This window comes from Nonomuraea sp. NPDC048916 (assembly GCF_040649575.1).
GTDB lineage: Bacteria > Actinomycetota > Actinomycetes > Streptosporangiales > Streptosporangiaceae > Nonomuraea.
Genome location: NZ_JBEZFS010000031.1, coordinates 70,988 through 84,779, shown reverse-complemented (window position 1 = coordinate 84,779; position 13,792 = coordinate 70,988). Strand labels below are relative to the sequence as shown.

The 13,792-nt window shown below is 70.9% G+C and carries 13 protein-coding genes and 1 pseudogene; 8 read left to right on the top strand and 6 right to left on the bottom strand.

All coding sequences use genetic code 11. The features are described from left to right. Nucleotides 1-606: 606 nt before the first annotated feature. Together AB0C16_RS29325 and AB0C16_RS29320 are read left to right on the top strand one after the other, a co-directional pair. Entirely contained in the window at nt 607-1,308 is a 702-nt protein-coding gene (locus AB0C16_RS29325) for a hypothetical protein (protein ID WP_357687386.1), read from the top strand. Continuing rightward, complete coding sequence (locus AB0C16_RS29320) at nt 1,308-1,574, top strand: helix-turn-helix transcriptional regulator (RefSeq protein WP_357687384.1); 267 nt, start codon at nt 1,308-1,310, stop codon at nt 1,572-1,574. Before AB0C16_RS29325 ends, AB0C16_RS29320 begins: the two co-directional genes overlap by 1 nt. Before the next feature lie 71 nt (nt 1,575-1,645). Here the strand turns inward: AB0C16_RS29320 and AB0C16_RS29315 are convergent. From AB0C16_RS29315 to AB0C16_RS29295, 5 genes and pseudogenes are all read right to left on the bottom strand, one after another. Then, a pseudogene (locus AB0C16_RS29315) lies at nt 1,646-2,080 on the bottom strand (transposase); the annotation flags it as partial. Nucleotides 2,081-2,433: 353 nt separating this feature from the next. Next, complete coding sequence (locus tag AB0C16_RS29310) at nt 2,434-3,435, bottom strand: LLM class flavin-dependent oxidoreductase (protein WP_357687382.1); 1,002 nt, start codon at nt 3,433-3,435, stop codon at nt 2,434-2,436. Between the two features lie 11 nt (nt 3,436-3,446). Then, nucleotides 3,447-4,295, bottom strand: coding sequence for an amidohydrolase family protein (locus AB0C16_RS29305; protein WP_357687380.1), 849 nt, complete (start codon nt 4,293-4,295; stop codon nt 3,447-3,449). A 109-nt stretch (nt 4,296-4,404) separates the two neighbouring features. Beyond that, nucleotides 4,405-5,601, bottom strand: coding sequence for an acyl-CoA dehydrogenase family protein (locus AB0C16_RS29300; protein ID WP_357687378.1), 1,197 nt, complete (start codon nt 5,599-5,601; stop codon nt 4,405-4,407). Beyond that, nucleotides 5,598-6,845, bottom strand: a complete 1,248-nt coding sequence (locus AB0C16_RS29295) for a CoA transferase (RefSeq protein ID WP_357687376.1) — start codon at nt 6,843-6,845, stop codon at nt 5,598-5,600. The genes AB0C16_RS29300 and AB0C16_RS29295 overlap by 4 nt, the downstream gene beginning before the upstream one ends. A gap of 145 nt (nt 6,846-6,990) precedes the next feature. Here AB0C16_RS29295 and AB0C16_RS29290 point away from each other — a divergent pair, with 145 nt between their 5' ends. Next, entirely contained in the window at nt 6,991-7,971 is a 981-nt protein-coding gene (locus AB0C16_RS29290; protein WP_357687375.1) for a MaoC family dehydratase, read from the top strand. A gap of 78 nt (nt 7,972-8,049) precedes the next feature. Then, nucleotides 8,050-8,799, top strand: coding sequence for a GntR family transcriptional regulator (locus tag AB0C16_RS29285; RefSeq protein WP_357687373.1), 750 nt, complete (start codon nt 8,050-8,052; stop codon nt 8,797-8,799). Here the strand turns inward: AB0C16_RS29285 and AB0C16_RS29280 are convergent. Further along, nucleotides 8,792-9,559, bottom strand: coding sequence for an IclR family transcriptional regulator (locus tag AB0C16_RS29280; RefSeq protein WP_357687371.1), 768 nt, complete (start codon nt 9,557-9,559; stop codon nt 8,792-8,794). The genes AB0C16_RS29285 and AB0C16_RS29280 overlap by 8 nt on opposite strands. A 116-nt stretch (nt 9,560-9,675) precedes the next feature. Here AB0C16_RS29280 and AB0C16_RS29275 point away from each other — a divergent pair, with 116 nt between their 5' ends. From AB0C16_RS29275 to AB0C16_RS29260, 4 genes are all read left to right on the top strand, one after another. Continuing rightward, complete coding sequence (locus AB0C16_RS29275; RefSeq protein ID WP_357687369.1) at nt 9,676-10,479, top strand: 2-keto-4-pentenoate hydratase; 804 nt, start codon at nt 9,676-9,678, stop codon at nt 10,477-10,479. After that, on the top strand, nt 10,476-11,372 hold the full coding sequence (locus tag AB0C16_RS29270; RefSeq protein ID WP_357687367.1) for an acetaldehyde dehydrogenase (acetylating): 897 nt from the start codon (nt 10,476-10,478) through the stop codon (nt 11,370-11,372). The genes AB0C16_RS29275 and AB0C16_RS29270 overlap by 4 nt, the downstream gene beginning before the upstream one ends. Beyond that, a complete protein-coding gene (dmpG, locus tag AB0C16_RS29265) occupies nt 11,369-12,409 on the top strand; it encodes a 4-hydroxy-2-oxovalerate aldolase (RefSeq protein WP_357687365.1) in 1,041 nt (346 codons plus the stop codon). Before AB0C16_RS29270 ends, dmpG begins: the two co-directional genes overlap by 4 nt. Nucleotides 12,410-12,649: 240 nt before the next feature. Then, on the top strand, nt 12,650-13,744 hold the full coding sequence (locus AB0C16_RS29260; protein WP_357687364.1) for an ADP-ribosylglycohydrolase family protein: 1,095 nt from the start codon (nt 12,650-12,652) through the stop codon (nt 13,742-13,744). The last annotated feature ends 48 nt before the right edge of the window (nt 13,745-13,792 follow it).

Sequence of the window (13,792 nt, the reverse complement as noted above, 5' to 3'; positions counted from 1 at the left end):
GTGGGCGTTCCGGCCGACCGCGATTGCCCGGGGTCTGGTGCTTTTGGCCTTCGGCCTTGTTGCGGGCGCGGGGGTAACTGGCACGGTCTTAAGTCGGCCGGAACGCCCACCCGCCTCCGCTTTTACGCCACCCGGCCGTCCTGGCTTGACCGCCGCAGAACAGGCTGGAGTCCGTCGCCCTCCTCCTCGCCGATGCTGAAGCACCCGCTTGCGTTCCTTTGTCCTGGTCGCCGTAGCTGAAGCCTTCACTTGCCGGCACAGTGCGGGCCAGGCGCCGTAGTCGTGGCTGGACGTCTGACGAGGCTCTCGGTGATTCGCTCCCACTGCTGTCCACCGCGTACGTCATGGCTGGTCCGCGATCCGGTCGAAGACCAACCCGCTGGAGGCTTCACCGCGACCGGTCTGTTTGGTCGCGCCAGGCCAGACGTGCACGCGGACCTGCCGGCGCGGGTACGTCGGTAGGTTCGCGTTACCCGGTGGGCCTGCGAACACCCCGGCAGACCGTGCTGCACAGGTTGGCCCCAGCTCGGGGCATCGCTTGACTCTTTATCGTTGATCGATACCATCGACAAACGATAATATCGATCAACGATGTGGAGCCGTGCTGTGCCCCTCGACAGATCCACCCCACTGAAGTGGACGGCGATCGCCGTCCGCCTTCTCCTGGTGCTGTTCGCCGCAACGATGGTCTACGAGGTCGGGCGTGCGGCCTTGACCGGCGGAGAGAACGCCTTCGGTTCCCTCGGCACCCAAAGCCTGGTGTGCGTCCCATCACCCGGCATCCTTGACGTGAAGGGCAACTTCGCCGAGGACCCCCAGCGCCGGAAGGCCGTGGACGCGAGTAGCACCGTCGACGACAACCCCTACCCTGTGGAGAAGGGAGTCGAGTTCGCCTACCCGCTACCTCAGATCTGCAAGGACGACTCCAGCCTCGGCACGCAGCTGCTCTATCAGACGTCGCGGTTCGCCACCCCGCTCGTGCTGCTCATCGCGCTCTTCCTCCTCGACCGGCTGATCAGAGACGCGCGACGGGAGAACGGTTTCGATGAGGTGGTCGTCCGCAGGCTGTGGTTCCTCGGCGCGTTCCTCATTGTCAGCACAGTCGTGGCGTCGCTCTACGCGGCTATCGTTGAGACCGGGCTGGCCGTATCGATGGTGGCCGGCTCCGTCAGGGAAGTGTGGGAGATGGCCCTGTCCAGCTGGGACTTCCCGTGGGCGTTCCTGCTCGCCGGGCTCGGGCTCGTGGTGATGTCGAAGGTCGTCCGCGTCGGCGCGCACATGCGCGAGGAACTCGAAGGAGTTGTCTGATGCCGCCCGCCGAAAACCCCGAGCACGCCATCGAGGTGCATCTGGATCGGTTGCTCGAAGAGCGCGGCATGACAGTGGTCGAACTGGCCGATAAGGTGGGGATCACCAACGTGAACCTGTCGATCCTCAAAAACAACCGCGCCAAGGCGATCCGATTCTCAACGCTGAGCAAGATCTGCGAGGTCCTCGGCTGCCAGCCCGGCGACCTACTGTCCTTCACACCCCGCTCTACAGTGGCCGCTCAGGCGGAGATCCGTGATCCCTAGGTCAGTCAGTCAGCTTCTCGGGCCTGAAGGGACCGAGCTTGCAGCTCCTCGCCGTCGATGGTTTCGATGGTTCAGGCCGCGTCGTCGGCAGCGTGACTCACTGCCCAGCCCGTAACACCGCGCGAGGCGATGTTACGCGCCGCGTTGACATCGGCGTGCTCAGCGAAGCCGCACGACGTACAGGCGAAGGTTTCCTGGCTCGGCCGGTTCCTCTTGTCGACATGCCCGCACGCCGAGCAGGTCTGGGAGGTGTAGGCCGCATCCACATGGATCACGGCGGCCCCGGCCCGGCGCGCCTTGTAGGCGATGAACCTGCCGAGCTGGTGGAAACTCCACGAATGCGACGTGACCCGCTGGGGCTTGCGGAGCCGTACCCGCTCGCGGATGCCCTGGAGATCTTCCAGGGCGATACCACGTCCGGTGCGTTCTGCCTCGGTCACGATGCGCTTGGCGATGGGATGGTCGGTGTCGGCGGCGAAACGGGCCAACCGCGCAGAACGCCGACGCCCCTCGACAAGGCCGGCCACGGCGCCCGGCCCGCACTGCGCCGGAAAGCTCGGGCTTCAGCTACGGCGACCAGGGCCAAAGGGCGGAAACGGGCGCTTCAGCATCGGCGAGGAGGCAGGCGACGGACTACAGCTCGTTCTGCGGCGGGAGGACAGGGCGGCCGGGTGGCGTAAAAGCGGAGGCGGGTGGGCGTTCCGGCCGACTTAAGACCGTGCCAGTTACCCCCGCGCCCGCAACAAGGCCGAAGGCCAAATGCACCAGAGCCCAGGCAATCGCGGTCGGCCGGAACGCCCACCCGCCTCCGCGGCACCAACCAGAACCCCGCCTCCGCGGCCTGAACGGAAACGGCCGTCTACCAGCTCTTGAGCGTAGGCAGAACGCGGTCGGCGAACCGCTTGAGGTCGGCGTACGCCTCCTCGGGCGGAGTCCCACCGGCAGGCCCCGAGTGGATGATGTCGGTCAGCGGAAGCGACTTGACGAACCCCTCCAGGGTCCCGATCACCGTCTCGGCGTCGCCGATCAGCTCGAAGTCCCGGTAGGCGTCGGCCGACGGTGGCAGGCCGTACTGCAGGTCCTTGTCGCCCATCTCGTTGCGGATGCGCCGGTAGAAGTCCCACCGCTCGAAGATGAGGTCCTTGCGCCGCTCCCACACCTGATCCGGCTTCTCGTCCGTGACGGTGATCGACCACGGGTTGGAGATCCGGGCCTGCTCGCGCGGGATGCCGGCTTCGGCCAGGCCGGCGAAGTACGCCTCGTGGAACTCCGGGTCGACGGCGGCGCCGTGCAGGTGGGCGCCGACCCTACCGGCGCGGCGGGCGGCGGGCGGCGCGGTGGCGGCGACCCACAGGGGCGGGTGGGGGTCCTGCAGCGGCGCTGGCGCGACGGTGATGTCCCGCAGGTCGTAGTAGCGCCCGGTGTAGCTGAACGGCCGCTGGGTCCAGGCCAGCTTCAGCACCTCCAGGCCCTCCTCCATGCGGGAGGGCCGGGTCTTCGGTGAGTAGCCGAGCGCCCGGTACTCGGCCGCGCTGTGCCCGGAGCCGACCGTGACGTCGAGGCGACCCTCGGAGAGCTGGTCCAGCACCGCGGTCTCCTGGGCCAGCATGGCGGCGTGGTGCAGCGGCAGGATGTAGATGTAGGAGCCGATCCGGATGGTGCTGGTGCGTTCGGCCAGCAGCGTCAGGAAGACCGGCACCGACGGGGCGTAGCCGTCGGGCTGGAAGAAGTGTTCCTGCACCAGGACGTAGTCGAAGCCCATCGCCTCCGACTCGCACATCAGCTTGAGGCAGTCCTCCCAGTGTTCGCGCCATGGCCGCCCGAGGGGGTTGCGCATGTCCATGGTGAATCCGACCTTCATCGCGATCTCCCTCAGATCCGGTAGCAGCGCTCGGCGTTGGTGGCGAAGACCTGGTCCCGCTCGGCGGCGGTGAGCCCGCCGGTCGCGGTCAGGTAGGCCTCGACGAGCTGGGTGTAGGTCCCGAAGAGTGAGTCGACGGGGAAGTTGCTGCCGAAGAACGCGCGGCCGGTGCCGAAGACCTCCAGGCAGGTCTCGATCCAGGGGCGCAGGGTGGCCGCGTCGAGGGTGTGCAGTGCCATCGGCAGGCCGGAGATCTTGCAGCTCACGTTGTCCAGCCGGGCCAGCGTCGTCAGGCCGTCACGCCAGACGGGCAGGTGCCCGGGGTCGGCGCTGTCGGGCCAGCCGGCGTGTTCCAGCACGACCGAGAGGCCGGGCGCGTCGCGCAGCAGCGGCAGCCAGCCTTCGACCTCGGCGGGGTGGATGACCACGTCGAGCAGGTGGCCGCCCTCGTCGAGCAGTTCGACCAGCCGCCGGGTCACCGGGTCGGCCGGGTCGAACCCGTAGAGCACCCGGATGCCGCGGAACAGCGGGCTCTTCGCCTGGGCGGCGAGGTCGGCCTCGACGGTGGCGGCGTCGGAGCCCGGCTCGACGGCGCCGACGACCGCGCCGACCAGGCCGCCGGCGGGGGCCAGCGTGTCGAGCCAGCGGGCCTCGTCCAGGTGGCTGCCGGGGGCGGTCACGGCGGAGATGTGGACCGCCTTGTCCACGCTCACCCCTGAGCCGGAGACGTCCGCGCGGTATTCGGCGGGCAGGTAGTCCCGCCGGAGCCCGGCCATGTCCCCGATGCCGAAGTCGTCCTCGCCCTCGGGCGGGTCCAGCGCGGGATACCACTTGTGCTCGGTCAGATGCCAAAGATGCATGTGACTGTCTACGAACCGGACGTCGGACATCGAGCAACCTCGCTCTCAATCATCGTAAGGATAGCAAAGATACTTGCCATCACAAACGATGTCCATGAAGCGCCCGGGGTCATGCCCGCAGCTTGTAGTCCTCCAGCACCCGGCGGCCGATGATCATCCGCTGGATGTCCGCGGTGCCCTCCCCGATCAGCAGCATCGGGGCCTCGCGGTAGAGGCGCTCGATCTCGTACTCCTTGGAGAAGCCGTAGGCGCCGTGGATGCGGAACGACTCCTCGACGACGTCTCGGCAGTATTCGGACGCGAGGTACTTGGCCATGCCGGCCTCGAGGTCGTTGCGCTCGCCGGAGTCCTTCTTGCGCGCGGCCATGACCATCATCTGGTGCGCCGCCTCGACCTTGGTCGCCATGTCGGCCAGCCGGAACAGCACCGCCTGGTGCTCGGCGATCCGCTTGCCGAACGTCTCGCGCTGCTGGGCGTACCTGATGCCGAGTTCGAAGGCGCGCAGCGCGACGCCGCAGCCGCGGGCGGCCACGTTGACCCTGCCCACCTCGACGCCGTCCATCATCTGGTAGAAGCCGCGGCCCGGCGCCTCACCGAGGACCTGCGCGGCCGGGACACGGTAGCCGTCGAAGAGCAGCTCGGTGGTGTCGACGCCCTTGTAGCCCATCTTCTCGATCTTGCCGGGCACCGTGAGCCCCGGCTCGACCTCGCCGAACCCCTGCCGCTTCTCGACGAGGAAGGTGGTCATGTTCCGGTAAACCGAGTCGGCGCCCTCGTCGGTCTTCACCAGCACCGCGACGAGGGTCGCCGAGCCGCCGTTCGTCAGCCACATCTTCTGGCCGTCGATGACGTACGCGTCGCCCTCGCGCACCGCCCTGGTCTTGATGGCCGACACGTCCGACCCGCAGCCCGGCTCGGACATCGAGAAGGCCCCCCGCACCTCGCCGGTGGCCATCCGCGGCAGATAGTGCCGCTTCTGCTCCTCGGTCCCGTGCCGCATCAGCATGTAGGCGACGATGAAGTGCGTGTTGACGATGCCCGACACGCTCATCCAGCCCCGCGAGATCTCCTCCACGACCAGGGCGTAGGTCAGCAGCGACTCGCCGAGGCCGCCGTACTCCTCCGGGATGGTCAGGCCGAACAGGCCCATCTCCCGCATCCGGTCGACGATCTCCTGGGGGTACTCGTCGGCGTGCTCCAGGCGCTGCGCCCGCGGGATGATCTCCTTGTCGACGAAGTCCCGTACGGTGTCGAGGATCTCCTGCTGGACGTCGGTGAGTCCTGCGGTCTGCGCGAGCCGGGTCATCGGTCGGTTCCTTCCTTGGCGGGTGCCTGCGCGGACACAATCCGGCGTTCGCGCAGGTCCTGGATCTCGTCGTCGCGCAGCCCGAGGCCGCGCAGGATCTCGCCGGTGTGCTCGCCGAGGAGCGGAGCGCGCACGACGTCGCGGCCGGCCTCGCGCACGGCGATGGGCGAGCCCGGCGCGAGGTGCTCGCCGACGCCGGGCTGGTCGATGACGGCCATCATCGGGTTGGCGCGCACCTCGCCGGCCCGCTCTCCGACCAGGTCGGCGAACGTCCCGTAGGCGGACCACAGCACCGAGGTCCCCTGGAGCCGTTCCTGGACGTGCGCCAGGTCGTGCTCGCCGAACCAGCGCTGGAGCAGCCCGGCCAGCACCTCGCGGTAGGTGAAGCGGTCGCCCTCGCGCGAGAAGTCGGCGTCCAGGGCGCGTTCGAGCGCGGCGACGGCCTCGGCGAACCCGGTCACCGCGAGCAGGTCGCGCCAGTGCCGGGAGGTCAGCGCCACCACCATCACCCGCCCGCCGTCGCGGGTGGTGAAGTCGCGGCCGAAGCCGCCGTACAGGTGGTTGCCGACCCGCGGACGGGTGACCCCGCCGACCTGGGCCTCGGCGAGGAACCCGAGGTTGCCGGCCATCGCGAGGGCCACGTCGTACAACGCGACGCTCATCTCCTGGCCCTGCCCGGTGACCTGCCGCCGGCGCTCGGCGCTGAGGATGCCGATCGCCGCGTAGAGGCCGCAGGCCATGTCCCAGGCGGGCAGGACGTGGTTGACCGGGTCGGCGTGCCCCTCCGGACCGGTCACCATGGGGAAGCCGACGGCCGCGTTGACCGTGTAGTCCACGGCCGGGGTGCCGTCGTGGTGGCCCTCGATCCGCAGATGGATCAGGTCGGGCCGGCGCTCGGCGAGCGCCTCGTAGGTCAGCCAGGGCCGGCCGGCCGAGTTGGTCAGCACGATGCCGCGGTCGGCGACCAGCCTCGTGACGAGCTCCTGCCCCTCGGCGGACCGGAGGTCCAGGCAGAGCGAGCGCTTCGCCTTGTTCAGGCCCGCCCAGTACAGGCTCGTCCCGGAGGGGGCCAGTGGCCACCGGGAGTGGTCCGGCGCGCCGCCGAGCGGATCGACCCGCACGACGTCGGCTCCGAGCTGCGCCAGCGTCATGCCGCCGAGCGGCGCCGCGACGAACGTCGAGATCTCGACGATCCGCAGGCCGGCCAGCGGCTTGCCAGCGGCCGGAACGGTTCCTTCGCCCATCACCAGCACCTTTCCTGACGATTTGTACGGCCATATTGGTGCGCAGCGCCGACACCTGTCAACGGCTCCTATTGACGCCATCATGCGAGACATGAGACTTTGGCCGGACATTTGACGACCTGGTGTGCGACGTGGGAGGTGCGCGATGAGTCGCGTCCCGGTGGACGGCCCGTATTTCGAGGATCTGCGGATCGGGCAGCGGTTCGGCGCCCCGGCGGCCACGCTCACCGAGGGGCTGGCGGCCGCGCACCAGGCGATCGCCGGCTGCCGACTGCCCCTGGCGCTCGACCACCGCCTGTCACGGCGGGTGGTCGGCGACGTCCTGGCCGCGCCCCACCTCGTGTGGGACGTGGCCATCGGCCAGTCCACGGTCGTGACGCACACCGTGGTGGCCAACCTCTTCTACCGGGGCGTCGTGTTCCGCCGGGCGCCCGTCCTCGGAGACACGCTGCGCACGGTCACCGAGGTCGTCGGGCTGCGGCAGAACTCCCGCCGGCCCGGCCGCGCCGCCACCGGCCTGGCCGCGCTGCGGATCAGCACCGTGGACCAGGACGGCCGCCCGGTGCTCGACTTCTGGCGCTGCGCGATGCTGCCGCTGCGCGACGGGGCCCTGGAGACCGGGCACGCCGACGACCTGACGGGCATCGGCACCGCGCCCGCCCACGAGGACCTCGCCCGGGTGACGTCGAGCTGGGACCTGGACGCCTACCGCGCGGAGCGGAGCGGCCCCCACCTCGCGGGCCTCGCGCCGGGCACGGTCTTCGAGGTGGCGGGCGGCGACGTCGTCTCCTCGGCGCCCGAGCTGGCCCGGCTCACGCTCAACGTCGCCAGGGTCCACCACGACGCGCCCGACCGGCTGGTGTACGGCGGCCACACCATCGGGCTCGCGCTGCACCAGGCGCTCCGCGCCCTGCCGGACCTCGTCACCGTCGTCGGCTGGCACGGCTGCGACCACCTCGGCCCGGTCCGGGAGAACGACACGCTGCGCAGCACGATCGAGGTGGAGCGCATCGAGCCCCTCCCCCGGGGCGGGCTCGCCCACCTGCGCTCGCGCGTCCGGGCGAGCCGCGCGGGCGGCGCCCCCGCCGACGTCCTCGACTGGCGCTTCGTCGCCGTGCTGGCCTGAGGCGGCGGAGCGCGGAGAAGGCCGGATAGGCTGCATGCGGATCCATGGTGACGCGCTGCGCGAGAGACCGAGGTGGGCATGGCTGCGAGCACCAGTCGCCGGGAGAGCACCTATGTCGCGCTCGCCCGGGAGGTCCGCAACGAGATCCTGCAGGGGCGCTACGCGGACGGCCGGCGGCTGCCGACGGAGGCCGAGCTGGCCGAGCGCCACCGGGTGAGCCGGCAGACGGTACGCCGCGCGTTCCAGGATCTGGTCGCCGAGGGCATGGTCTACCGCATCCCGGGGCGCGGCACGTTCGCCATGCCCAAGGACGGCACCTACATCCGCCAGTTCGGTTCCGTCGACGACCTCATGGGCCTGTCCGTCGACACGCGCATGGACATCACCGTGCCGCTGCACCGCGAGGTCGACGTCGACGCGGCCGGCCGGCTGCGGCTGTCGAGCGACGTCGTCTACGCCCTGGCCTTCCGCCGATCGCACGACGCCACTCCGTTCTGCCTGACCACGGTCTTCCTCCCGCCGGCCGTCGGCCGGACCCTGGCCGGGATCTCCGAGCTCGCGGCCGAGGGCTCGACCAGCGAGGTGACCATCATCGGCCTGCTGGACACCCGGCTGGAGGCGCCCATCGCCGAGGCCGACCAGAGCATCACAGTCGCGCTCGCCGACGAGCCGACGGCGCGGCAGCTCGGCTGCGCCGCCGGGCATCCTCTGCTGCGGATCGACCGGCTCTACCTCGACACCGATGGGCGGCCGGTCGAGCTGGCGATCAGCCACTTCCTGCCCGAGCACTACTCCTATCGCACCAACCTGCGCCGCAGCGTCACCTGAGAGCCCCCGAGGGCCGGTCGCCGAGAGCGCGCGACAGGGCCAGGGCGGCGGTGTGCACGGCGGGAGCGACGTGGTGCAGCCGCATCCGGCCGCTCCATCCCGAGACGGACAGGGCGCCGAGCGCCGAGCCGTCGGGGGCGAGCACCGGGCTGGCGGCGCAGACGATCCCCGGGCCCGACTCCTCGCGGTCGAACGCGACCCCCTCCTTACGGATCCGCTCCAGCTCCCGGACCAGCAGGCCCGGCGCCACGACGCTGCGACCGCTCACCCGGGACAGCTCCCCGTCCACGATGGACCGCACGGCCGGGGGCGGGGAGAACGCCAGGATGGCCTTGCCCACACCGGTCGCGTGCGCGGGGAACCGGCCGCCTATCCGGGAGGGGAGGTCGGGGCCTCCGGGGGTGGGGAGGATCTCGACGTAGACGACCTCGTGGCCTTCCAGCACGGCGAGGTGGACGGTCTGCCGGGTGGCCTCTCGCAGATCCGACATGTACGGCAGGGCCGCGTCACGCAGGACGCGCTGCCGGGGCACCCGCTGGCCGATCTCGAACAGCTTCAGCCCCAGCCGGACCTCCGCTCCCCGGCGTTCCAGCACGCCCGTCTCGGCCAGGGCGAGGGCCATCCGGTGCACGGTCGACTTGGGCAGGCCGGTGCGGCGGGCGAGCTCGGCCGCGCCGAGACCGTCGTCTTCGGGGCGGAAGGCGCTGAGCACCGTGACGACACGGTGGAGGAAGGATTCGTCGGCCGTCCCGGGGGGCATGGCCGCCACCCTACCGAGCCATTTCACCGGGCGTCCCACGTGGCGGAACGCTCCGGTTGCCTGTCACGGACCCTGGGCGTCATGGTCTAGCTGGGGAAACAAGGAAAGGAACAGCCATGGACGCGGGTTCCGTGGAGAAGGTGGACAGGGCCGCGGTCGCATTGCTCAACGCGTACTCGACCGGTGTGCCCATCCAACCGCTCACGACGACATATACCGATTTGTCGGTATCTGAGGCGTACGCCATCCAGCTCGCCCAGGTCGGCGACTGGATCGCCGGCGGCGCCGTGGTCAAGGGCCACAAGGTCGGCCTGACCTCGGCCGCCATGCAGCGCCAGCTCGGCGTGGACCAGCCCGACTTCGGCCACCTGATGGACTCGATGTTCCACCTGGACTCGGATCCCATCGACACGGGCCGGTTCCTCCAGCCCCGGATCGAGCCGGAGATCGCCCTGGTGCTGGGCCGCCGCCTGTCCGGCCCCGGCGTGACGGCCGCCGAGGCCGTCGGCGCCGTGGAGTTCGCGCTGCCCGCCCTGGAGATCATCGACTCGCGCATCGCGGACTGGCGGATCACGCTGACCGACACGATCGCCGACAACGCCTCCAGCGGCGGCGTGGTGCTCGGCAACAGGCCGGTCCGGCCGGGCGACCTCGACCTCTCCCTGACCGGCTGCCTGCTGCACCGCAACGGCGAGCTGGTGGACACCGGCGCGGGCGGCGCGGCCCTCGGCTCCCCGATCAACGCGCTGGTCTGGCTGGCCAACACCCTCGGCGAGCGGGGCGTCGCCCTGGAGGCCGGGCACGTCGTGCTGCCCGGTTCGATCACCGCGGCCATCCCGGTGGCCGCCGGCGACATCGTCAGCGCCACCTTCGGCGGCATCGGCTCCGTCACCGCGAGGTTCCGGGGAGCGGCCCTGTGAGCACGCTGACCGCGGCCATCGTCGGCCCCGGCAACATCGGCACCGACCTGCTGGTCAAGCTGCTGCGCAGCGACGTGATCGAGGTGCACTCGATGGTCGGGGTGGACCCCGCCTCCGACGGCCTGGCCCGGGCCCGCGAGCTCGGCGTCGAGGCGTCGGCCGGCGGCGTGGACTGGCTGCTGGCCCAGGACACGCTGCCGGACCTGGTCTTCGAGGCCACCTCGGCCAAGGCGCACCTGGCCAACGCCCCCCGCTACGCCGAGGCCGGCATCAAGGCGATCGACCTGACCCCGGCCGCGGCGGGACCGTTCGTGTGCCCGCCGGTCAACCTCGACTCGCTGTCCGACGCGCCCAATCTCAACATGATCACCTGCGGCGGCCAGGCCACCATCCCGATCGTGCACGCCGTCTCCAGCGTCGTCCCCGTCTCCTACGCCGAGATCGTCGCCTCGATCGCCTCCCGCTCGGCCGGTCCGGGCACCCGGGCCAACATCGACGAGTTCACCGAGACCACCGCCCACGCCATCGAGCAGGTCGGCGGCGCCGAGCGAGGCAAGGCGATCATCATCCTCAACCCGGTGGACCCTCCGATGATCATGCGGGACACCGTGTTCTGCGCCATTCCCGAGGATGCCGACACCGCCGCCATCGCCGAGTCCATCCACGCGATGGTCGCCGAGGTGGCCGCCTACGTCCCCGGCTACAGCCTGCGCGCCGAGCCCCAGTTCGACGGGCCGCGCGACATCTGGAACGGCAGCGCCCGGGTGGCCGTCTTCCTGGAGGTCCAGGGCAACGGCGACTACCTGCCGCCGTGGGCCGGCAACCTCGACATCATGACCGCCGCCGCCGCCCGCGTGGGCGAGCAGCTCACGTTGAGGAAGGTGACCGCGTGACCGGGCAGCCACCCGCCGACGGGAAGATCAGGATCACCGACTCCACGCTGCGCGACGGCAGCCACGCGATGGCCCACCGCTTCACCGAGGAGCAGGTCCGCGGCGTCGTCCACGCCCTGGACGGCGCCGGGGTCGAGGTCATCGAGGTGACCCACGGCGACGGGCTCGGCGGCTCGTCGTTCAACTACGGCTTCTCCCTCGAGGACGACGTCAAGCTGGTCGCCGCCGCCGTGGACGAGGCCGTGAACGCGCGGATCGCCGTGCTGCTGCTGCCCGGCCTCGGCACCGTCGAGGACCTCCGCAAGGCGCACGGCGCCGGCGCGTCGGTGGCCCGGATCGCCACCCACTGCACCGAGGCCGACGTGTCGCTGCAGCACTTCGCCGCCGCCCGCGACCTGGGCATGGAGACGGTCGGCTTCCTGATGCTGTCGCACCGCGCCGGGCCGGACGAGCTGGCCGCGCAGGCGCGGATCATGGTGGACGGCGGCGCCCAGTGCGTCTACGTCGTGGACTCCGCCGGCGCCCTCGTGCTCGGCGAGGCGCAGGCCCGCGTCAGCGCGCTGGTCGCCGAGATCGGCCACGAGGCCCAGGTCGGCTTCCACGGCCACCAGAACCTCTCCCTCGGCGTCGCCAACTCGGTGCTGGCCGCGCAGAACGGCGCCCGCCAGATCGACGGCGCCCTCTGCGCGCTCGGCGCGGGAGCCGGGAACGCCCCCACCGAGGTGCTGGTGGCCACCTTCGAGCGGCTCGGCGTGCCCACCGGGGTGGACGTGCAGGGCGCGCTCGCCGCCGCCGAGGACGTGGTCAAGCCGTTCCTGCCCCGGCTGCCGTTCGCCGACCGCGCCGCGATCACGCAGGGCTACGCGGGGGTCTACTCCAGCTTCCTGCTGCACGCCGAACGCGCCGCCGAGAGGTACGACGTGCCCGCGCACGAGATCCTGCAGCGGATCGGCCAGGCCGGATATGTCGGCGGCCAGGAAGACATGATCATCGACGTCGCCCTCCAGCTCGTCGCCGAACGCGACCACGCCGTCTGACGGCCGGAAGGCCGCACCGCCTGACGGCCCGAAGGCCGCTGCGATCACCCGCCCTCGGGTCCCCGGCACAGCACGGGGACCCGAGGGCGTCCGCTATCCCGGCGGCCGTCTCCGGCACCCCCGAGGCGTCGAGCAGGGGCCACAGATCCAAGAAGACCGACCAGGAAACAGGCCCCTGGTCCGCGAGCCACTCTGCCGATACGGTCGGTCGATCCAGCCACGCGAGAGGAGCTCACCGCCGTGAGCGATGTCGAGACGGGTGACATGGCGTTGCGGAGCAGGGTGCGCGGTTGCCTGCTCGGCGGGGCGATCGGTGACGCGTTGGGCGCGCCCGTCGAGTTCGACTCGATCGCCACCATCCGCCGCGACCACGGCCGGGCCGGGCTGACCAACCTCGCGCCCGACTGGCGCGGCCAGATCGGCTTGATCACCGACGACACCCAGATGACGTTGTTCACGGTCGAGGGCCTGATCCGCGCGCATGTTCGCACCCGGGAGAGAGGCTTCGGCGGCGGCGAGACGACGGTCGTGCGCAACGCCTACCTGCGGTGGCTCGACACCCAGAAGCACCGCTTCCCACCACCGGCCGACGCTCTCGTCCGCACCGGCTGGCTGCGCCGGCAGACATGGCTGTACTCGCGCCGCGCGCCCGGCAACACCTGCCTGTCCGGACTGCGCGTCGAGGCCGGCCCGCTCGCCGCCCCCGGATCACCCGGCCCGGTCAATCCCGGTTCCAAGGGATGCGGCACCGTCATGCGTTCGGCCCCGTTCGGCCTGGCCGCACGTGACCCGCGCGCGGCCTTCAAGCTCGCGGCCGACTGCGCTCAGATCACCCACGGGCATCCCACCGGTTACCTCGCGGCCGGTGCCTTCGCCGCGCTCGTCCACTTCCTCGTCCAGAGCCGGACGTTGGCCCAGGCCGTACAGGACACTCTCGCCCTGCTCGCGGAACAGCCCGCACACGAGGAGACCACCGCCGCGCTCCGGGCCGCGGTCGCCCTCGCCGCCGAAGGACAGCCGTCGCCGGAGACGGTGGAGACGCTCGGCGGCGCATGGGTCGCCGAGGAGGCACTCGCGATCTCGGTCTACTGCGCGCTGGTGAGCGGGGATGACATCCGGCAGGCGCTGCTGCTGGCGGTCAACCATTCCGGCGACAGTGACTCCACCGGCGCCGTGTGCGGCAACCTCCTCGGCGCCCGATACGGCGAGACCGCCCTGCCTCAGCCGTGGCTGTCCCGGCTGGAGGGCAGAGACACCATCACCGAACTCGCCGACGACTTCACCACCCAGTTCACCGGCGGCGGTATCCCGCGGGACAAGTACCCCGGCTGCTGACCCGCGGCGACGACCGTGCGGACGCGCGGACGCCGTTCGCTCAGTAGT